Annotated in this window: 20 protein-coding genes; 9 read left to right on the forward strand and 11 right to left on the reverse strand. The window is 62.1% G+C overall.

From position 1 onward, the window contains the following. Position 1 precedes the first annotated feature (1 nt). The 3 genes from xerC to JWZ97_RS19015 all read left to right on the forward strand — a co-directional run bounded on the left by xerC (position 2) and on the right by JWZ97_RS19015 (position 3,741). Positions 2 to 964: a tyrosine recombinase XerC gene (xerC, locus tag JWZ97_RS19005; RefSeq protein WP_205432324.1), complete on the forward strand. Its 963-nt coding sequence runs from the start codon at positions 2 to 4 to the stop codon at positions 962 to 964. Further along, positions 957 to 2,315, forward strand: a complete 1,359-nt coding sequence (chrA, locus tag JWZ97_RS19010) for a chromate efflux transporter (RefSeq protein ID WP_205432326.1) — start codon at positions 957 to 959, stop codon at positions 2,313 to 2,315. Before xerC ends, chrA begins: the two co-directional genes overlap by 8 nt. Positions 2,316 to 3,021: 706 nt before the next feature. Next, a complete protein-coding gene (locus JWZ97_RS19015; RefSeq protein ID WP_205432328.1) occupies positions 3,022 to 3,741 on the forward strand; it encodes a hypothetical protein in 720 nt (239 codons plus the stop codon). A 203-nt stretch (positions 3,742 to 3,944) separates the two neighbouring features. Here JWZ97_RS19015 and JWZ97_RS19020 read toward each other — a convergent pair whose 3' ends face one another. Both JWZ97_RS19020 and JWZ97_RS19025 read right to left on the reverse strand, forming a co-directional pair. Then, positions 3,945 to 4,706, reverse strand: coding sequence for a VPLPA-CTERM sorting domain-containing protein (locus tag JWZ97_RS19020; protein ID WP_205432330.1), 762 nt, complete (start codon positions 4,704 to 4,706; stop codon positions 3,945 to 3,947). Positions 4,707 to 5,259: 553 nt separating this feature from the next. Next, positions 5,260 to 6,147, reverse strand: a complete 888-nt coding sequence (locus JWZ97_RS19025) for an ATP-binding protein (protein WP_205432332.1) — start codon at positions 6,145 to 6,147, stop codon at positions 5,260 to 5,262. Between the two features lie 116 nt (positions 6,148 to 6,263). On the opposite strand from JWZ97_RS19025, the gene JWZ97_RS19030 reads away from it, so the two are divergent. From JWZ97_RS19030 to JWZ97_RS19050, 5 genes are all read left to right on the forward strand, one after another. After that, positions 6,264 to 6,884 carry a methylthioribulose 1-phosphate dehydratase gene (locus JWZ97_RS19030; protein ID WP_205432334.1) on the forward strand — a complete coding sequence of 207 codons (621 nt, stop codon included), beginning with the start codon at positions 6,264 to 6,266 and terminating at the stop codon, positions 6,882 to 6,884. Between the two features lie 108 nt (positions 6,885 to 6,992). Beyond that, complete coding sequence (gene ftsH / locus JWZ97_RS19035) at positions 6,993 to 8,807, forward strand: ATP-dependent zinc metalloprotease FtsH (RefSeq protein ID WP_205432338.1); 1,815 nt, start codon at positions 6,993 to 6,995, stop codon at positions 8,805 to 8,807. A 110-nt stretch (positions 8,808 to 8,917) separates the two neighbouring features. Beyond that, on the forward strand, positions 8,918 to 9,478 hold the full coding sequence (locus tag JWZ97_RS19040) for an acireductone dioxygenase (protein WP_205432340.1): 561 nt from the start codon (positions 8,918 to 8,920) through the stop codon (positions 9,476 to 9,478). Beyond that, positions 9,475 to 10,149: an acireductone synthase gene (gene mtnC / locus JWZ97_RS19045; RefSeq protein WP_205432342.1), complete on the forward strand. Its 675-nt coding sequence runs from the start codon at positions 9,475 to 9,477 to the stop codon at positions 10,147 to 10,149. Before JWZ97_RS19040 ends, mtnC begins: the two co-directional genes overlap by 4 nt. 267 nt (positions 10,150 to 10,416) lie before the next feature. Then, complete coding sequence (locus JWZ97_RS19050; protein ID WP_205432343.1) at positions 10,417 to 11,004, forward strand: DUF882 domain-containing protein; 588 nt, start codon at positions 10,417 to 10,419, stop codon at positions 11,002 to 11,004. 179 nt (positions 11,005 to 11,183) lie between these two features. On the opposite strand, the gene JWZ97_RS19055 is transcribed toward JWZ97_RS19050, so the two are convergent. From JWZ97_RS19055 to JWZ97_RS19075, 5 genes are read right to left on the reverse strand one after another with little or no spacing between them, the layout of a single operon-like run. Continuing rightward, positions 11,184 to 11,786, reverse strand: coding sequence for a response regulator transcription factor (locus JWZ97_RS19055; protein ID WP_205432345.1), 603 nt, complete (start codon positions 11,784 to 11,786; stop codon positions 11,184 to 11,186). Continuing rightward, positions 11,783 to 12,880: a sensor histidine kinase gene (locus tag JWZ97_RS19060; protein ID WP_205432346.1), complete on the reverse strand. Its 1,098-nt coding sequence runs from the start codon at positions 12,878 to 12,880 to the stop codon at positions 11,783 to 11,785. The genes JWZ97_RS19055 and JWZ97_RS19060 overlap by 4 nt, the downstream gene beginning before the upstream one ends. Positions 12,881 to 12,905: 25 nt before the next feature. Beyond that, entirely contained in the window at positions 12,906 to 13,259 is a 354-nt protein-coding gene (locus tag JWZ97_RS19065; RefSeq protein WP_205432348.1) for a hypothetical protein, read from the reverse strand. A gap of 33 nt (positions 13,260 to 13,292) precedes the next feature. Continuing rightward, positions 13,293 to 14,069, reverse strand: coding sequence for an ABC transporter permease (locus tag JWZ97_RS19070; protein ID WP_205432350.1), 777 nt, complete (start codon positions 14,067 to 14,069; stop codon positions 13,293 to 13,295). Continuing rightward, entirely contained in the window at positions 14,066 to 14,998 is a 933-nt protein-coding gene (locus tag JWZ97_RS19075; protein ID WP_205432352.1) for an ABC transporter ATP-binding protein, read from the reverse strand. The genes JWZ97_RS19070 and JWZ97_RS19075 overlap by 4 nt, the downstream gene beginning before the upstream one ends. A gap of 299 nt (positions 14,999 to 15,297) precedes the next feature. Here JWZ97_RS19075 and JWZ97_RS19080 point away from each other — a divergent pair, with 299 nt between their 5' ends. Next, positions 15,298 to 16,488 (forward strand): class I SAM-dependent rRNA methyltransferase, encoded by a 1,191-nt coding sequence (locus JWZ97_RS19080; protein WP_205432354.1) that lies wholly within the window; start codon positions 15,298 to 15,300, stop codon positions 16,486 to 16,488. 222 nt (positions 16,489 to 16,710) lie between these two features. Here the strand turns inward: JWZ97_RS19080 and rplI are convergent, their stop codons facing one another. Genes rplI through rpsF form a run of 4 tightly spaced genes read right to left on the reverse strand, consistent with a single transcriptional unit; the run spans position 16,711 to position 18,834 of the window. Then, a complete protein-coding gene (gene rplI / locus JWZ97_RS19085; protein WP_205432355.1) occupies positions 16,711 to 17,157 on the reverse strand; it encodes a 50S ribosomal protein L9 in 447 nt (148 codons plus the stop codon). 45 nt (positions 17,158 to 17,202) lie between these two features. Further along, positions 17,203 to 18,123, reverse strand: a complete 921-nt coding sequence (locus JWZ97_RS19090; RefSeq protein WP_205432357.1) for a hypothetical protein — start codon at positions 18,121 to 18,123, stop codon at positions 17,203 to 17,205. Positions 18,124 to 18,156: 33 nt separating this feature from the next. Then, entirely contained in the window at positions 18,157 to 18,390 is a 234-nt protein-coding gene (gene rpsR, locus JWZ97_RS19095; protein ID WP_205432359.1) for a 30S ribosomal protein S18, read from the reverse strand. A gap of 39 nt (positions 18,391 to 18,429) precedes the next feature. Continuing rightward, positions 18,430 to 18,834 (reverse strand): 30S ribosomal protein S6, encoded by a 405-nt coding sequence (rpsF, locus tag JWZ97_RS19100; RefSeq protein ID WP_205432361.1) that lies wholly within the window; start codon positions 18,832 to 18,834, stop codon positions 18,430 to 18,432. Positions 18,835 to 18,934 lie beyond the last annotated feature (100 nt).

Raw genomic sequence — 18,934 nt, forward strand, 5'->3', positions numbered from 1 at the left:
CATGGACGAGGGCGCGCGGGCCGAGCTTGAGCGCTATCTCGAAAGGCTGAAGACCGGCCGGCGGGTTTCGACCCACACGGTGCTCGCCTATCGCCGCGATCTCGAACATCTCCACGACTTTTGCTCCAAACAAGACGGCCTGGCCAACTGGGCCGACTTGCGTCCGCATCACATCCGCGCCCATGTCGCCGCCCGCCACCGCGAGAACTTGAGCGGCCGCAGCCTGCACCGGGAGCTGTCGGCCATCCGCAGTTTTTTCGCTTATCTGGTGAAGGAAGGCGGGCTGAGCCTGAATCCAGCCAAGGGAGTGCGGGCGCCCAAGGCTCCCAAGACCCTGCCCGGCGTGATGGACGTGGACCAGATCACCGGCATGCTGGAGGCCGGGCCGGAGGGAGATCTGGAGCGGCGTGATCTGGCGATGTGGGAGCTCTTCTATTCCAGTGGCCTGCGTCTCGCCGAACTAACTTCGTTGGATACGGCCGATCTCGACCTGGCGGGCGGCATGGCCCACGTGCGGTCCGGCAAGGGGGGCAAGTCACGCTACGTTCCCGTGGGCTCCAAGGCCGTCGAGGCTTTGCGGACCTGGCTGGCGATCCGGCCCGCTTACGCGGCCACCGGGGAACGGGCGCTGTTCGTCAGCGCCCGCGGGGTGCGCATCGCCACGCGTACCGTGCACATGCGCCTGCAGCGCTGGAGCCTCAAACACGGGGTGGACATCCACGTACATCCACACATGCTGCGCCATTCATTCGCCAGCCACATGCTGGAGGGCAGCCGCGACCTCCGGGCCGTGCAGGAATTACTGGGCCACGCCAACATCGCCACCACCCAGATCTACACCCACGTCGATTTCCAGCATCTGGCCGCGGTCTACGATCAGGCCCATCCCCGCGCGCGCAAACGGGTTCCAGCGAGTGCTTCCGAAGGACTGGCTGGACCCGAGCCGGAAACGGCGCATGAGTGAGGGGCCGGGGGAGAAGGGGGGGCACGACGGGGTGGCCTCGGTCAGTTTCCGGGAAGCCCTGGCTTTCTGGCTCAAGCTGGGGTTCATCAGCTTCGGCGGCCCGGCCGGGCAGATCGCAATCATGCACACCGAACTGGTCGAGCGGCGGCGCTGGATCAGCGAGCGGCGATTTCTACATGCGCTGAATTACTGCATGGTGTTGCCCGGTCCGGAGGCGCAACAACTGGCCACCTATCTGGGCTGGCTGATGCACCGCACCTGGGGCGGCATCGTCGCCGGCAGTTTGTTCGTATTGCCTTCGCTCCTCATCCTGATCGCGCTGTCCTGGGTTTACGTCGCCCTGGGCGAACTGCCGGTGGTGGCGGGATTGTTTTACGGCATCAAGCCGGCGGTGACCGCCATCGTGTTGCAGGCGGCGTATCGCATCGGCATGCGCGTGCTGAAGAACGCTTGGCTCTGGAGTATTGCCGCCGCGGCCTTCCTGGCGATCTTCGCCCTGAACCTGCCTTTCCCGCTTATCGTGGCCGCCGCCGCGCTGCTGGGCTATCTGGGCGGGAAATGGGCGCCGGATGGGTTTCGTCCCGGCGGACGTCACGGCGCGTCGGCGAAATCCTATGGTCCGGCCCTGATACCCGACGACGCTCCGCCGCCGCCTCACGCCCGCTTCCGCTGGGCCAGACTGTTGCGCGTTTCAGCCGCAGGACTGATCGCCTGGGCGGTGCCGCTGGGCGGATTAACCGCGAGTCTGGGCTGGAACCACACCCTGACCCAGATGGGCTGGTTTTTCACCAAGGCGGCCTTGCTGACCTTTGGCGGCGCTTATGCGGTGTTGCCCTACGTCTACCAGGGCGCGGTCGGGCATTACGGCTGGCTGACGCCCGCGCAGATGATAGACGGTCTGGCCCTGGGCGAAACCACGCCGGGGCCCTTGATCATGGTGGTGGTCTACGTCGGTTTCGTCGGCAGCTACGTGCAGGCGTTATTTGGAGCGGATATGCCGTTTCTGGCCGGTGCGGCCGGTGCCCTGCTGGTGACGTGGTTCACCTTTTTGCCTTCCTTTTTGTTCATTGTGGCCGGCGGTCCCCTGGTCGAGTCGACCCACGGCGATCTGAAGTTCACCGCTCCGCTCACCGCCATCACCGCCTCCGTGGTCGGCGTCATCCTCAATCTGGCCCTGTTCTTCGGCTACCACGTGCTGTGGCCGCAAGGCTACGCCGGCAACTTCGAATGGGGTTCGGCCGCCATCGCGCTCACCGCACTCATCGCCCTGTTCCGCTACAAGCTCGGAGTGATACCGGTGATAGCCGGCTGCGCCTTGCTGGGGCTGATGCTCAGGACGGCGGGGATTTGAAACCCATAGGATGTGCTGACCGAAGGGAAGCGCATCGCACGACTGGCCCCATTCGAGTTTCCGCCAATTCGTAAAGCAAGGCATTTACCCTGCCGATGGGCGCGGTAGTGGCGGTGGAGTCATCGAAGTACATGGCGGAGAATGACTCGAATGATGCGCTTCCCTTTGTTCAGCGCATCCTATGGTCCTTGCGGATCGTTCCTTGTAACACCAGACCGCCTTGACAGACTTCACAAAGCCGAAGAGTGCTCTAGCCTCACAGCCGCCGTCTTACACGGCAAATTTGCAGTAGCATAAAAATTCTTAGATGCCGGATTCGCCATCGATTTCACGTTGAGCAGACATATAGTGGTTTCGATCACATTATCGACGGAACGCGATAGATGTTTTTGGAAAAATATGATATTGAGCGAAGCGCAGCATAGCTGCCGCACAACGCGTTGATGCGGACAGCGACGCAGCGCTTCGCCAGGACGATTTTCCAAACACATATCCGATTCCGCGTTAACGGACTGGGCCGGTGATATGCTGCCCAACGTCCGTTGGAAGGGACGTGCTTTGGTAGCGCATCAGTTTCGGTTTTATCGGCAAGTGATAATGGACAGTTTACGGTTATCTTGCTTAATAAAATGCACGCCCTTCAACTTCATTCGTTAGGTTTCACAGGATGCCGCGAGAACAGTTATACGACTTGGCGTTAGCAAACATGCAGCGCACAGTGCATGGTCTTGCCGCGCGGGTTCCGCCGCCGCAGAAGGTGCCGTTCAAGGCGTCTTTCGTCTTCAGGTATGTCGAGCAACTGCCGGAACAGGCGCTCGTTCAAAAGTTAGCGCGCGTCGTCACAACACTTCATGCTGCCACGGTCCTGATGCGGAACGGCCTCGTTCAAGAGCAAGGGGCTCTGCAGCGGGTAATCCATGAGATACACGAAGACATTACGTTCCTAGCCTACGCACTGATCTTCAACGATCTGACGCCGCTACACAAACGATATCTTGATGCCTTTTACCAAGAGGAGTTCGACGCGGACGATCCTATAGAATCAACCCAGAAACGCCCAATGGAAAAACGGTCGAAGATTCAGGCCTACATCGCGAACAAGGAAGGCTCCAACCTTGATCCTAGCAGGGCAATCGCGCTCTCCAAGACGCTCACAAAGACCTATTCAGGCTTTGTGCATGCAGCATCGCCGCAGATCATGGACATGTATGGAGGAAACCCACCTCACTTCCACGTCGAGGGTATGTTGGGTACGCCGCGACACGCCGAGTATCGGATGGACCTTTGGAATTACTATTATCGGAGCATCCTCGCCTTTGGCATGGCCGCAAAGGCTTTTGGCGATCAGGAACTCTTTGACCAAATTCATGACTTCACTTTGAAGTTCGAGGAGGCGGCCAATAAAAGCTACTCGCCGAAGCGGTGAAACCTAATCGGTTAGGGACCATAGGGCGGAATAGCCGAGCGTATTCCGCCGTAGGCGTTGGGTCATGGCGGGAGCAGTTTTCAGGCCGCGATCTTCGCGGGCTAAAACCGGTTCCCGTAAATGGAAGATAAGGAAACCCGGGCCGTGCCTATAAACCGGACACCATTCCCGGCTTTTGAAACGGGGTCGGTTTTCGGTGCCTATTAGCTTGCGGAAGCCGATCTTCTGCCGACTACCCCGATCAAACCCGCCAGAGCCGTACCGAACAGCCAGACGGCCGCAGGAAGGGGCACGGCCGCGGGCTGCAGGCTGAAGCTGCCGAAAACCGCCGAGGTATTCCCGCCGGCCATGGTCGGCCACAAGGCATTCGCCCATTTCAAATCGCCCGTCAGCGACAAGCGGCCTTGGTTGTCCAGGCTTTCCGAGACATTGGCTAATGTCAAAAAATCCTGGTAGCTGTAAGCACTGTCATAAGTGCGGATAACCCAGGTGCCGGCGTTTTTGACCAGGCTGAAATCGTATGGGGTTAATACGCCATAAGGGCTGTTCAGGCGCCAGGCCCCGCTTAATCCGATTTGTCCCACCGAGGTATCGCCGGCATCCATGGTGGTCGCTTGCTGGGTGCGTCCATACGTTTTGGGGGTACAGCTCGGGCAAGGCGCGGTGAGCGTAGCGGTGACGGTATTGGTGTTGACCGGGAACAAGGTCGTGGCAATATCCGACTGACCGTAAGTCGTACCGCCGGTGGTATTGCGGGTGATGTCCAGGCTATTGTCGCCAGGCCCCCAATGCTTTTCCAGATAAACCTGATAACTATTGGCGGCCAGGAAGGCCGTATTGTTTATCGTGAAAGTCGCATCGCCCGTCACCAATGCGGCCTGCGAGGCGGCAGGCGCCCACAGTCCGGTCAATGCCAACAGGCTGGCGCCAGCCCATCCAAAATGATGCTTTTTCATAATCGTCATTGGTTCTCTCGGTTCCAGTGGAATGTTTAGCTGTCCGGTCCCTCAGCCCCCTGGGGATTCAACCTTGGGGAGTCTCCAGTATGTAAAATCCATACGTTTTGCATGGTAAGCAGGGCGTGAAATACGCAAATAGGTTGCCAATATCACGGGGTCTAGCGGGTGATTGAGATGCGCACCACAAGTTATTGAAAACAATGTGTTCTTTTGTGGGGCGACTATGATCTGCTGGCCCGCGACGGCTATCGTCCGATTTGAGCCGCGTCGTATGACGCAGGATTCCGGTCGTCGTGAGTCAAATAACGCACGACATCGCTGACCAGTTTTCCCTTCGGCGATACCCGAAGAATTTCGGGCCGGCTTGGCGGCCAGATGGGTTGAAACGCAAAGACGCGATTGCGGGAGCGGTCAGTCGAAGCGGTTCATCGAACGGCTGGACGGGGAGGTGTCGGCTGGAAACTCGCGGAGCATTTAAAACAAGGCAAGCCGGGTGCGTGGTTTCACCCGGTTGCGCGGTGGACGAGCGGTTGTAGGATGCGGGCGGGAGCGAACCGCGTCACTGCCGCCCCGCCCAATCCTTGGCGTATTGGTAAGCCACGCGCCCCGAGCGGGAGCCGCGCTGGGTGGCCCAGTTGATGGCGTCCTGGCGGATGGCCACGATGCTCTCTTCGTCAGCGCCATAGTGGCGCAGCCATTGCGCGACGGCCGCGAGATATTCGTCCTGGGAGAATGAATAGAAGGCGACCCACAGGCCGAAGCGTTCGGACAGCGAAACGACCTGCTCGACCGCTTCGCCGGGATGCACTTCGCCGTCCTCGCCGCGGGCATAGCTCAGGTTGTCGGCCATGCGTTCCGGCAGCAGATGGCGGCGGTTGGAGGTCGCGTAAACCAGGCAGTTGGCGGCTTGGCCGGCGATGGAGCCGTCCAGCGCGCTCTTCAGGCCCTTGTAGCCCGATTCGCCCGCTTCGAAGGACAAGTCGTCGGCGAACAGGATGTAGCGCTCCGGCCGCCCGCGCAGCAGGTCGATGATGGCCGGCAGATCGGCCAAATGGTCCTTGTCCACCTCGACCAGGCGCAATCCCTGTTCGTGGAAGCCATGCAGACAGGCGCGCACCAGCGAGGACTTGCCCGTGCCTTTCGCGCCGGTGAGCAGCACGTTGTTGGCCGGCCGGCCCTGTACGAATTGGCGGGTGTTCTGTTCGATCAGCGCTTTCTGTCGGTCGACATTCTTCAGGGCTTCGAAAGGAATCAGGTTCGGTTCGGCCACCGGGTGCAAGCCCGGCCGGCCGGATGGGCCATGCGGTTTCCACAGATAGGCGATGGACCGTTCGAATATCGCGGTGTCGTCCGTCACCGGGAACGCACGCTCCAGATGGCCGGAAATCCGGTCCAGGCGGGCTATCAATTGGGTCAGCAGGGTTACTAAGGGCGTGGTCTCGGGCATGGTAAGGCTTATCGGTCGTGAGCTTGGGATGGCGCATGATAAGCCAAGCGACCGGGTTTGAGCGGCTATTGCGCGCGGCTTACAATCGGCGCTCCGCCGATTAAAGGACTACCCGTTTGAGCATCGAACACGAATTCCAAACCCTAGCCGCCGAGCTGATAGCGGCCGGGCGCTTCATCCACGCGCGCGGCTGGGTGCCGGCCACCAGCGGTAACTTCTCGGCCCGCCTGAGCGACGGCAGCCTGGCGCTGACCGTTTCCGGCCGGCACAAGGGCCAGTTGACGACGGACGACATCATGCGCACCGATGGGGACGGAAGGCCCTTGGACGGCAAGAAGCCGTCCGCCGAGACCCTGCTGCATGTCGCATTGTACAAGCGCTACCCCGCTGTGCAGGCGGTGCTGCATCCGCACTCGCCCAACGCCACCCTGGCCGCCCGCTTGTTCGCCCACGAGCTGGTGCTCGAAGACTACGAGCTGCTCAAGGCGCTGGAGGGCATAGATACCCACGAAAGCCGCATCGTCGTGCCCATCTTCCGCAACGACCAGAACATCCCCCGCCTCGCCCTGCAGGTGGACGAATATATCGAGATGCACGGCGACATCTACGCTTACATCATCGCCGGTCACGGTTTTTATACCTGGGGATCCAGCGTGCCGGACGCCTTGCGCCACGTGGAGGCGCTGGAGTTCCTGTTCGATCTGGAAATGCGGCTCCATGGCTTGAAGCGCGGTTAGCCTGGCCGTGGGGCGGATGCCCGAGAGGGCGATCCGCCGTATCCGTAAGCTTGCCATCTGCCGGAATTCGCCGCTGCTCATTCCGGCCTACGTCCGAAGGTTCGCGCTATGCATAAGCAGACGCAGTTCAACATCTGGTACTTCATCCTGGCCGCGCTGGCCGTCACCTATCTGCATGAGATCTGGGTGCAGACGAGGACCGTGGAGCCCGTCTCGTACAGCGAGTTCCAGAATCTGCTGAAGGAGGGCAAGGTCAAGCAGATCGCCATCGCCCAGAACACCATAGAAGGTGAACTGCGCTCCCCATTGCCCGACGGTCGCAGTCGTTTCGTGACCACGCGAGTCGAGACCGATCTTGCGCGTGACTTGGAACAGTACAACGTCGAATTCGCCGGCGTGATAGAGAGCACTTTTCTCAAGGATCTGCTGGGCTGGGTCATCCCCGCCGTGGTGTTTTTCGGCATCTGGATGTTCGCCATGCGCAAGTTCGCCGAGAAGCAGGGCATGGGCGGCGGATTTTTGTCCATCGGCAAGAGCAAGGCCAAGGTCTACATGGAAAGCGATACGAAAGTGACGTTTGCCGACGTCGCCGGCGTGGACGAAGCCAAAGAGGAATTGCAGGAGATCGTGCAATTCCTCAAGACGCCGCAGGATTACGGCCGGCTGGGCGCGCGCATCCCCCGGGGGGTGCTGCTGGTCGGCCCACCCGGCACGGGCAAGACCCTGCTGGCGCGGGCGGTGGCGGGCGAGGCGTGCGTGCCGTTTTTTTCCATCAGCGGGTCGGAGTTCGTGGAGATGTTCGTCGGCGTGGGTGCGGCGCGTGTGCGCGACCTGTTCGAACAGGCCCGCGCGCTGGCCCCGGCCATTGTGTTCATCGACGAGCTGGATGCGCTGGGCCGGGCCCGCAACGCCTTTCCCGGCGGCGGCCACGACGAGAAGGAACAGACCCTGAACCAGTTGCTGGTGGAGATGGACGGATTCGATCCTTCCCAGGGCCTGGTGCTGCTCGCCGCCACCAATCGGCCGGAGATACTCGACCCCGCGCTGCTGCGCGCCGGCCGCTTCGACCGCCAGGTGCTGGTGGACAGGCCCGACAAGCTGGGCCGGGTGCAGATCCTGAAGGTCCATCTGAAGAAAGTGACGCTCGCCGCGGACATGGACCCGGAGCAGATCGCCGCACTGACGCCGGGTTTCTCGGGCGCCGATCTGGCCAATCTGGTGAACGAAGCGGCCTTGCTGGCGACCCGGCGGCGCGCCGACTCCGTGAACCTCGACGATTTCACCCGCGCCATCGAACGCATCGTCGCTGGCCTGGAAAAAAAGAACCGCCTGCTGAACGAACACGAGCGGCGCGTCGTGGCTTACCACGAGATGGGCCACGCCCTGGTGGCCCTGTCCCTGCCGGGGAGCGACCCGGTGCACAAGATATCCATCATTCCGCGGGGCGTCGGGGCCTTGGGCTACACGATACAGCGGCCGACCGAAGACCGCTTTTTGATGACCCGCGAGGAACTGCAGAACAAGATGGCCGTGCTGCTCGGCGGACGCGCGGCCGAATGCATCGTGTTCGATCAGTTATCCACTGGCGCCGCGGACGACTTGTCCAAGGTGACCAACATCGCCCGCAGCATGGTCATGCGCTACGGCATGGATCCCAAGCTGGGCCATGTGGCCTATGAGGCCGAGCATCCGACTTTCCTCGGCGGTGCGGGCGGCGTGCAGGTCTCGGAGCGTGATTACAGCGAGGAGACGGCGCGCGAAATCGATTGTGCCGTGCGCAAGCTGATCGAGGAAGCTTTCGAGCGCACCAAGTCCTTGTTGATCGCGCGTCGTGCCGTGTTGGAGCGTGGCGCGCAGGAATTATTGAAAAACGAAACCCTGGTGGAGTCGGACCTGCACGCGTTACTCGGAACCGACCACTGACGCGGTGTTCCGCCCTCTACAATTCGTCGTCCCGATTGCACAATTATTGCTTTCGTTTTTCCGGTCCCGTATCGGTCAGAACGGCATCATCCAATTTACAGGAGCAAACCATGAGCATACTCAGCATACATCCCGAAGATAAACCCGGCCGCGCGGAACTCATCCGCGAACCCGAAGCGATAGCCGAGCGCTTGGCGCAGATCGGCGTCAGGTTCGAGCGCTGGAGCGCCGACCGGGATTTGGGGCCGGAAGCGAGCCAGGACGACATCCTGGGTGCCTATAAGGCCCAGGTGACGCGACTGCAGGAAGCACACGGCTTCCAATCGGCCGATGTCATCAGCATCGCTGCGAACAATCCGCAGAAGGCCGAGTTGCGCGCCAAATTTTTGAATGAGCACACCCATTCCGAATTCGAGGTGCGCTTCTTCGTCGAAGGGCGCGGCCTTTTCTACCTGCATCCGGACGACCACGTATACGGCGTGTTGTGCGAGCGCGGCGATCTGCTGAGCGTGCCGGCCCATGTGAAGCATTGGTTCGATCTGGGCGCCGAGCCCGAGCTCAAGTGCATCCGCTTGTTCACCACCCCGGAAGGCTGGGTGGCCGAATATACCGGCAGCGACATCGCCGAAGGCTTCCCTCGTCTGGAGGCTTTCCTTAAGGATTACGCATGATCCGGGCGATCGTCACCGATATCGAAGGCACGACGTCTTCGATTTCATTCGTCAAGGACGTGTTGTTTCCCTATGCCCGCGAACATCTGCCCGGTTTCGTGCGCGCCCACGCCGGGGAGGCCGAGGTGCGCCGCCTGCTGGCCGATACGGCCGAACTGCACGGGGCGGCGCTGGACGACGAGGCGGCCATCGCCGTGCTCGTCCGCTGGATAGACGAGGACCGCAAGGCCACGCCGCTTAAGGCCTTGCAGGGCCTGATCTGGGAGGCCGGCTACCGGAGCGGCGATTTCCATGGCCATGTCTACCCGGATGCCGAACGCAAGTTGAAGGAGTGGAAAGCCTCGGGGCTGGATTTGTATGTCTATTCGTCCGGCTCGGTATATGCCCAGAAGCTTCTGTTCGGCCATACCGACTATGGCGATCTGACCCCCTTGTTTTCGGCCTACTTCGACACCCGAGTCGGCGCCAAGCAGGAGGCCGAGTCTTATCGTGCGATCGCCCGCGAGATCGGCCTGCCCGCCGGGCAGCTGCTGTTCCTGTCCGATATCGTCGGCGAACTCGACGCGGCGCGCGAGGCCGGTTACCAGACGTGCCAGTTGCTGCGGGAGGGGGCGAGTCCCGGTCCGGCTCATATACATGCCGCCGATTTCGACGAGGTGATCCTGGCCTAAAGAGTGGGATGCGCTGTTGGGTGTCTGCTCGAAAAGCAGCAGTTTTGCCCAAAATTGTGCGTAAGCGGACAAAAAATACGATTCAGGAAATTTCTTAGGTGCTTGGCGCAGGCCGCTGGGCGCGCGGCTTTGCGCTGGGCCATCCATCCCATGGCACACAAACTGCTGCCTAAAAGTGATAACAAGGGCTTGATTTAATGCTCTTTTCTTCTATACCCTTGCCCTTAATGTCGTAATAGACGGCGTCTCGTAGAGAGGAATGAATGCATGATGTTTAAACGATTTAACAGCCACTCCGGGCCCTCGCCGCGCGGTACCATCAGCCGCCGGACGTTTCTGACCCGGGTGGGTGTCGCGGCGGCGGGTTCCCTGCTGCTGCCTTCCACCGAAGCTTTCGCCAAGGCTCTGACCAAGGAGCGCAAGCTGACTCTTTTGAACACCAACACCGACGAAGAGTTGAGTTTCATCTGTTCCCCGCAACAAAATTACGACCGCAAACTGCTCACACGTTTCAACCACTTGTTGCGCGATCACCGCACCGAGGAAGCGCATCACATGGATCCTGCGCTGCTCGATCTGCTCTATGCGGTTTCGGTACTGACCCGCAGCCGCGGCGAGTTCAAAATCATCTCCGGCTACCGGGCGCCGGAAACCAACCAAATGCTGCGCAAGGTCAGCCATGGCGTGGCCGAACACAGCCTGCACATACAAGGCAAGGCGATCGACTTGCGCATGGACGACGTCAGCACTCGGCAAATCCAGCAGGCCGCTTTGGCTCTGGAACAGGGCGGCGTAGGCTATTACCGCTCCTCGGACTTCGTTCACATGGATACCGGCTCGGTCCGCTCCTGGTAGCATGCGCTGTTTTCAAACCGCCTCGCCTCCGCGCGCGGTTTGAAAACGGACCCATTTGGAAACCCGCAAGCCGCGAGGCTGGGCGGGTTTTTTGCGGCTTTCGATTGGCCACGAGCGCTGGCCTTCGGCAGCGCTCAAAGCCTAAAGTGTCTAGTCGTCTTGACTGGTGTATTGACGGCTTAGAGCAGTCCCTTCGCGCGAGCCGTGCGATAGGCCTCGATCCGGTTGGATGCGCCTAGCTTGCTGATGGCATCCGAAAGGTAATTTCGTACCGTGCCTTGGGAAAGATTCAAGCGCTTGCCGATCTCCACGCTTTTCACGCCCTCGCCGGCCAAGCGCAGCACTTGGCGCTCCCGCTCGGTCAGGGGGTCATCCTCACTCCATGCCGCGACGGCGAGTTGCGGGTCGATGGCGCGCCCGCCGGCATGCACCTGGCGCAGCGCCATGGCAAGCTGCTCGGACGGTGCGTCCTTGAGCAGATAGCCCCGCACGCCGGCGTCCAGCGCACGACGCAGGTAACCGGCTCGCGCGAATGTGGTGAGGATGACCACGCGCGTGGCGAGCGCCGAATCGCGCACGCGCTGCGCGAGTTCCAGGCCTGTCAGCCACGGCATTTCGATGTCGGTAACCAGCAGGTCGGGTTGTAATGCCTGTACCTCCCGCCATGCAAGCTCGCCGTCGCCGGCTTCGGCGACGACCTCGAAATCGCCCTCTAGCCGCAGCAGCGCGGCGAGCGCACCGCGCACCATCGCTTGATCCTCGGCGAGCACGAGGCGGATCATGGTTTCGGCCCGCGTATCGCCAAACGCGTGCCGGCGCCCGGAGGGCTGTCGACCTCCAGTTCGCCGCCGATGGCCAGCAGTCGCTCGCGCATACCCGCAAGGCCATTGCCGTGACGGGCTATGCCGCCTCGCCCGTCGTCGGCAATCAGCAGGCGCGTGCCGCAGTCATCGGCGGTCAGCTCCACCTCCACGCGGCGCGCCGAGGCATGGCGGATGATATTGGTGACCGCTTCACGCAAAGCCATGGTGAACGCGAGTTCGACCTGGCTATCGAGCGTCACCGGCGCCACGCGCTGGTCGAGCCGCACGTCGGCCGACAGCAGGGCCAGCCGGGCGGCGGCGAGCTCGGCCGGCAGACCGGTGGCGCGGATGCCCGCGACCGCCTCGCGTACTTGTGCGAGGGCATGGCGCGCAACGTCCTCGACTTCACGTATTTGCGAGCGCGCTGCGGCCGGGTCGTGATCGAGCAGCTTGCCCGCGAGCTCGCTCTTCAGCGCTACCACCGACAGCGTGTGGCCGAGCAGGTCGTGCAGGTCCCGGCCGATGCGCTCGCGCTCGGCGACGGCAGCCAGCCGGCGCACTTCGTCCTGGGTCAGGCGCAATTCGGCGTTGCGCCAGGCTCGCGCGCGAAGATAAAGGATATTGGCGATGGCCAGCGTGCCGATCACGGCAACCACCACGACCGACCAGAGCGCGTACATCTGGCCGGGCATGATCAGCCAGAATTCCGCCCCCATGACCGCAACCAGTAGCACCGCCAGCACGATAGCCGTTCGCACAGCCATGCATTGCGCGGCCATGGCCAGCGCGTAAATGATGAAGGTATTGCCGCCGCCGTTGAAGGGTATCAAGGCGTACCCGAGTAGGGCCGTAGCCATCGTCGAGGCGGCTTGGCGTCGCGGGTCGAGCTTATGGAATCGCAGGTATAGCGGGATGAATAGCGCAGCGGCAAGCAGGCTGGCGAGAGCGGCCGACGCCGTGCGTTGCGGCGGAAATATCAGCGGCAGGAACACGAACACCAGGTAGGCCAGCCCGAAAGGCGTCCTGTGGATGTCCCGATCGTCTATAGGCGGCTGGTGCGCGTTCGTGGCCATGTCGTTCCCTGTTGTGGAGCGCATATTAACGGATTTCCGCGACATCCACGTCGAACCGGAAGTGTCCTTCCGATAGGCCGGCAGTGACCGTGTAGGCAGGCAGGGCGGTAAGACCGGTACTGCAGGAACCCGACAACGACAGGCGTATTTCGGCCGAGCCGTTGCCGAGGTGGATTTGCGCGCTGTTCGGAAGAACTCCCGGCTCGGCGCCCGAAAAGAGCAACGCCGTATAATTCCTGCCGGCGCCGCGGAACTGAAAGACGAGCTTCCTGCAAGTTCTGGTGTCCGCAGATCCGATCGGCTTCAGCGTTTCCCCAAAGGAGCCGCTCGCCTTGCCATCCACTAGCGGCGGAAGCGAGGCCAACAGCACGACGCTCAATGTAACCGTCGCGCGCAGAAATATCATCGCGGTTCACACGGAACGCAGGCGCAAGGCGGCCAGGGAGAGAAACAGTGCGGTCATCGCGAGCAGCACGCCGACATGGCTTAGGTAGTGTACCTCCCTGATCTGGCCGATCACGCCGAGTGCGATACGGCTCAGGTGCCAGGCCGGCCAGACGACGGCGAGCTTCTGTAGCGCAGTAGGAAAGGCCGCCAGCGGCATCCATAAGCCCGACAGTACGGACATCGGTAAATATACCAGATTGACCACCGCAACCGCGGCTTGGCCTTTTACCAAGGTGCCTATCCACAAACCGAGCGCGCAGAACGGTAGAGTGCCGAGCAGCAAAGCCGCGACCCATAGCAGCCAGGTGCCGATGGCGATGTGGGTGTCGGCGTAACCGATCGCCGCGACCGACAGTTCCAGAATGACGGCCAGGGCAAACACCAGGCTCATTGCGATCTTCGCAAAAAAGTAGGCGCCGGTCGGCATAGGCGATACCCGCTTGAGTTCGAGCCAGCCCTGCTGGCGTTCGATCGCCAAGCCGACGCCAAAACCGAACAAGGCCGGTCCGATCACGCCGAATACGCCATAAGTCGCGAGCAAATAGGTGGCTTTGTGCAGATCCCCCCAATGGCCTTGCGGCACGATTCCGAACAACACGTAGAACACCAGCGGAAATGCCAGCGTCGGTACGGAGAAACTCGGCGTGCGCAGCAGGCGCAGCAGTTCGGCCGCGGCTTCGGATAAATAGATGCGCAACAGGGAAGGGCGGCCGATGACGAGCGGCTGCGATACGGTGTTCATGCGAATTGCTCCAGTGCGGGCGCAGTCAGGGACAGAAAGGCTTCTTCCAGACTCAGAGGTCTGACCTCGAGTTCGGTCAGGCTTTCGTCGTTTGCCAGCCAACGCCGCAAGACGCTTTCCGCGTCGTAGCTGACCAGTTCGGTGACGCCCTCGGCGAGGCTCGCCGAGCGCACTTCCGGCCAACCGGACAGCGTTCCGGGGCTGATGGCGGTGCGCGCGCGCAGCCGCTTGCCGGCAGCGCGTGACTTGATGCCGGCCGGTGTGTCCTCGGCCAGCACGCGGCCGCCGGCGAGCAACAGGACTCGATCGGCCAGGGCGTCGGCTTCCTCGAGGTAATGTGTGGTCAGCACGATGCCGGTGCCTTCGTTGCGCAGTTGCCGCAGCACCGCCCAGAAATTGCGCCGCGCTTCTACGTCGAGGCCCACAGTCGGTTCGTCGACGACCAACAAGGCCGGGCGGCCGCAGATTGCGAGGGCGAACTGCACACGGCGTTGTTGTCCGCCGGACAAGTCGCCGTAAGGGCGTTTGGCAATGTCCTCGAGTCCCGCCAACGCCAGCGTCTCGGCGAGCGGACGCGGGTCGGGGTAGTAGCCGGAGTACAGGCGCACATGCTCGCCGACGCGCAAGGTGTCGGCGAGCCCGCCGTCTTGCAGCATCACGCCGATGCCACGGCGGATCGCCGGATCGCGTGGGTCGCCGCCGAGCAGTTCGACCCGGCCGGCATCGGCGCTCAGCCGCCCGGTCAGCAAGCCGAGGGCCGTGCTTTTGCCGGCACCATTGGCTCCCAGCAGGGCCAACACTTCACCGGCGCTCACGTCGAGGTCTGCCGCCGAGAGCGCTTGTACGGCCCCGTAGGCTTTGCTGACGCCGCGCAGCCGCGCCAGCAATGCGCCGGCAGGTCTTTCAGATTGGGCAATGGAATTGGACATGGCGTTCCTCCTGTACTGGGTCGCCATTCTGTCCAGTGCTGCGCCCGGGCGTCAGTGGCGGCTGTCAGCGAGTTGAACTGACTATCGTCACCTCGGTGTTCTGTCGGAGTACGGGAGCGCCGCAAGCGTGGCAGAGGCTCCGGAGGGCGAGTTGTTCATCAGGAAAGCAGAAGGGGCGCCGGCGTGGCCGCTCGTCGGGTATAGTATTCGGATACCGAACCGCGCGTGCCCAGTCTGTCGCATCCCCGTATCCGATCGGCTCTTACATCCAACCCGGCCCTAAACAACGATCTTTCAGCATGAACCGTCTCCGTCTAAAGAAAAACGAAGAGAAACGCCTGCGCGCAGGCCACTTGTGGATATTCAGCAACGAGGTGGACACCGCCGCGACGCCGTTGAAGGGTCTGGAGCCCGGTTCGCTGGCGCTGATCGAGGACTCGCGCGGGCAGGCGCTGGGTTTGGCCTACGTCAATCCGGATACCTTGATCTGTGCCCGGGTGCTGACTCGCGACGTGCGCGCTTCCGTCAATGAAAACTTCATCGTCCGCCGCCTGGAGACCGCGTCGGCGCTGCGCGAGCGGCTGTTCGACAAACCCTATTACCGGCTCGTGCACGGGGAGAGCGATGGCTTGCCTGGGCTGGTGGTCGACCGTTTCGGAGACGTGCTGAGCGTGCAGACCAATACCGCTGGCATGGAGCGGCTGCAACCCGAGATCTTTTCGGCGCTGGAAAAAACGTTTTCGCCGCGCGCCATCGTGCTGAAGAACACCTCCAGTCTGCGCCAGCTCGAAGGTTTGCAGAAGGAAACCCGGTTAATCGGCGGAGAGTTATCCGGGCCGGTGGAGATCGAGGAAAACGACGTCAAATTCCGCATCGACATACTCGGCGGGCAGAAGACCGGCTGGTTCTTCGATCATCGAAGCAACCGCGCTCTGGCGGCGAAATTGGCCGGGGGCCAGCGGGTGCTGGATCTGTTTTCCTACACAGGAGGCTGGGGCATACAGGCCGCCGTGGCCGGTGCGGCTTCGGTGGACTGCGTGGACGGATCGGAAACGGCCCTGGCCCTGGCTGGCGAGAATGCCGAGCTGAACGGCGTGGGCGGCCGTGTGAATAGCCTGCGTGCCGACGTGTTCGATTTTCTCAAACAAGCCAGGGAAGAACGCCGCCGCTACGACCTGATCGTCCTGGACCCGCCGGCCCTGATCAAGCGCAAGAAGGACGCGAAGGCCGGCGTCGAGGCGTATCAGCGTTTAAACCAGGGGGCGCTGCAACTCCTGGCGCCCGGCGGGATTCTGGTCTCGGCTTCCTGTTCCTACCATTTGCAGCGCGAGACCCTGCACGACTTGCTGCGTGCGAGCGCCCGGCACGGCGACCGCCATCTGGTATTCATCGCCCAGGGCGGGCAAGGGCCGGACCATCCGGTCCATCCGGCCATCCCGGAAACCGACTATCTCAAGGCTTATTTCTGCAGCGTCACGCCCAGTCTTTGAGAAAAGAGGAGGAAATGTAGGGTGGGTTAGGCGCGCGTAAACTCGTCCTATCCGTTGCGCGCCGAACTCTGCGCGCGCCGTAACCCACCGATTTTCGCGGTCGGTTCCGACGGCAATGTAATGTAAGGCGGATGCCCGCGAGGGCGATCCGCCATGCCGCCAACATCCGGCGGAACCCGATGGAGCCGGTTCCGCCTTACGTCGGTTAGCTCTTTGGCAGGGTCAGGCAGCGACGATCTTCAGCGCCAGGGTGGCGTTGACGTCGGTGTGCAGGTGCAGGGTGATTTCGTAGTCGCCCAGGTTGCGCAGCGCACCTTGCGGCAAGCGAACTTCGTGCTTTTCGACCTTCGCTCCGGCGGCGGCGGCCGCTTCGGCGATGTCCTTGGTGCCCACGGAACCGTACAGACGGCCTTCGTCGCCGGCCTTCTGGGCGATGGTGACGGTCAGCTTGCCGATCGCGTCGGCGCGGGCCTGGGCGGCGGCCAGTTCATCGGCGGCCTTTTTCTCCAGTTCGGCGCGGCGCTGTTCGAAAGCGGCCAGCTTCTCGGCGGTGGCCGTGACGGCCTTGCCTTTGGGGATCAGAAAATTGCGCGCGTAACCGGGACGCACGCTTACTTTATCGCCCAGGTTGCCCAGGTTCGCGATCTTTTCGAGAAGTATGATATCCATCGTTGTAGTCTCAATCGTTGTCGTAATACAGAAAGAAATGGCATGTCACCGTGGGGTCTGGCCGCCAAAACGATGGCGCCAGTCCAGCCAAGGGTCGCTTAGCCCCAGCAAGCTGGTCAGTAAGATCGCCAGCGCGCTTAGACGCGGCGCGACCGCCAGCGATACGAACAGCATGACGTAGACGCCCGCCAGCCAGAAGCCGCCCGTCCCTGACTTGGCCGCCAGTGCGTGGACGACGGCCAGACCGGCGAACAGGCACAGCACCGAAAGCGGGATGGCCAGGTTCCAGGCTAATTCCGCAATGCTTCCGCCCGCCGCCAAGCCGGCAGCGACGGTTGCCAGGCCGGCGTAGGCCGCCGGGCGGTGCAGGCGCAGGGCGATAAATTCCCTGCGGAAACCGCCCGGATTGAACCAAACGGCCTGCAGCGCTCGGGCCAGCAGCAGTTCGAGTATCAGCCCGAACAGAGCGCCGGCGGCCGAGATGCCGCTCAGGTAGTGGGAAACCACTTCCAGGCCCTGCTTCATCTGCGCCTGGTCGATACCGGGCGGCGCATGCTCCAGCATCGGACGGACCACCTGTTCGGTGGTCTTCTGCCAGTACTGAGCAGGTTCGTCGGTCACCAGATAGAAGACGCCCACCGCCAGGATCACGGCGGCAGTAGTGGCTTCCAGCGTCAAGGTCAGGTTCGCGCTGAAACGCAGGAGCCGCCCGGCCAGCCAGATCGGCATCCACAACACCAGGCCGTAAAACACGACCGCTCCCCACTCGCCCCCGATAGCCATGCCTATCAGACCGATACCGATCAGCGAGGCGGCCAATACTCCGGCGCTGGGACGCAAGTCCAAGCGCAGGGCGGTCAATCCCAGGGCCGCAGCACTCAGCAGACTCAGGGGCGGAATGCGCAGAGACAAGGCGCCGAAACCTATGGTCGCGGCGACGGCGGCTATGGTCGCTAGCGAGTACATCGACCGCCAGTCCCCAGGGTGCCCCCGGCTAACTTACTGGTGGTGCGAGTCGCAGAACGGCAGCAATGCCAGGAAGCGGGCATGCTTGATAGCCGTGGCGAGCTGGCGCTGATACTTGGCCTTGGTGCCGGTGACGCGGCTGGGCACGATCTTGCCGGTTTCGGAGATGAACTCCCTCAGGGTGTCCAGGTCCTTGTAATCGATTTCCTTGACGCCTTCGGCGGTGAAACGGCAATACTTTCTGCGTTTGTTGAATTGACGAGCCATGTGCTGAATCTCTTGATTGGATGTGGAAGAAGGAAGCGATTATTCGGCGCTTTCGGCGGCAGCCGGTTCGGCAGCGCTCTCGGCGGTTTCGACTTCCTCGTCATCGGCCTTCTCGGCTTCGGCATGACCGGAGCGGGTCAGCAGGGACGGCTCGGTGATGGCTTCGTCGCGGCGGATGGTCAAGCTGCGCAGCACCGCGTCGTTGAAGCGGAAACTGCTTTCCAGTTCATCCAGGGTCTCCTGATTGACCTCGATGTTCAGCAACACGTAGTGCGCCTTGAGCAGCTTGTTGATGGGGTAGGCCAGTTGACGGCGGCCCCAGTCTTCCAGGCGATGGATCACGCCGGCGCCGGATTCGATGATGCTGCGGTAACGCTCTACCATCGCCGGTACCTGGGCGCTCTGATCCGGGTGTACAAGAAAAACGATTTCGTAATGTCGCATATGGGCTCCTTACGGAATGAAGCCTCCCGCCGGCTGGCGGTGAGGCAAGGAGTGACGGGCGGAATGCCCGCCGCCTGAAAAACGGCGAATTGTAACGGAG

Origin of the sequence: Methylococcus sp. EFPC2, from assembly GCF_016925495.1 — a bacterium.
Lineage (GTDB): Bacteria > Pseudomonadota > Gammaproteobacteria > Methylococcales > Methylococcaceae > EFPC2.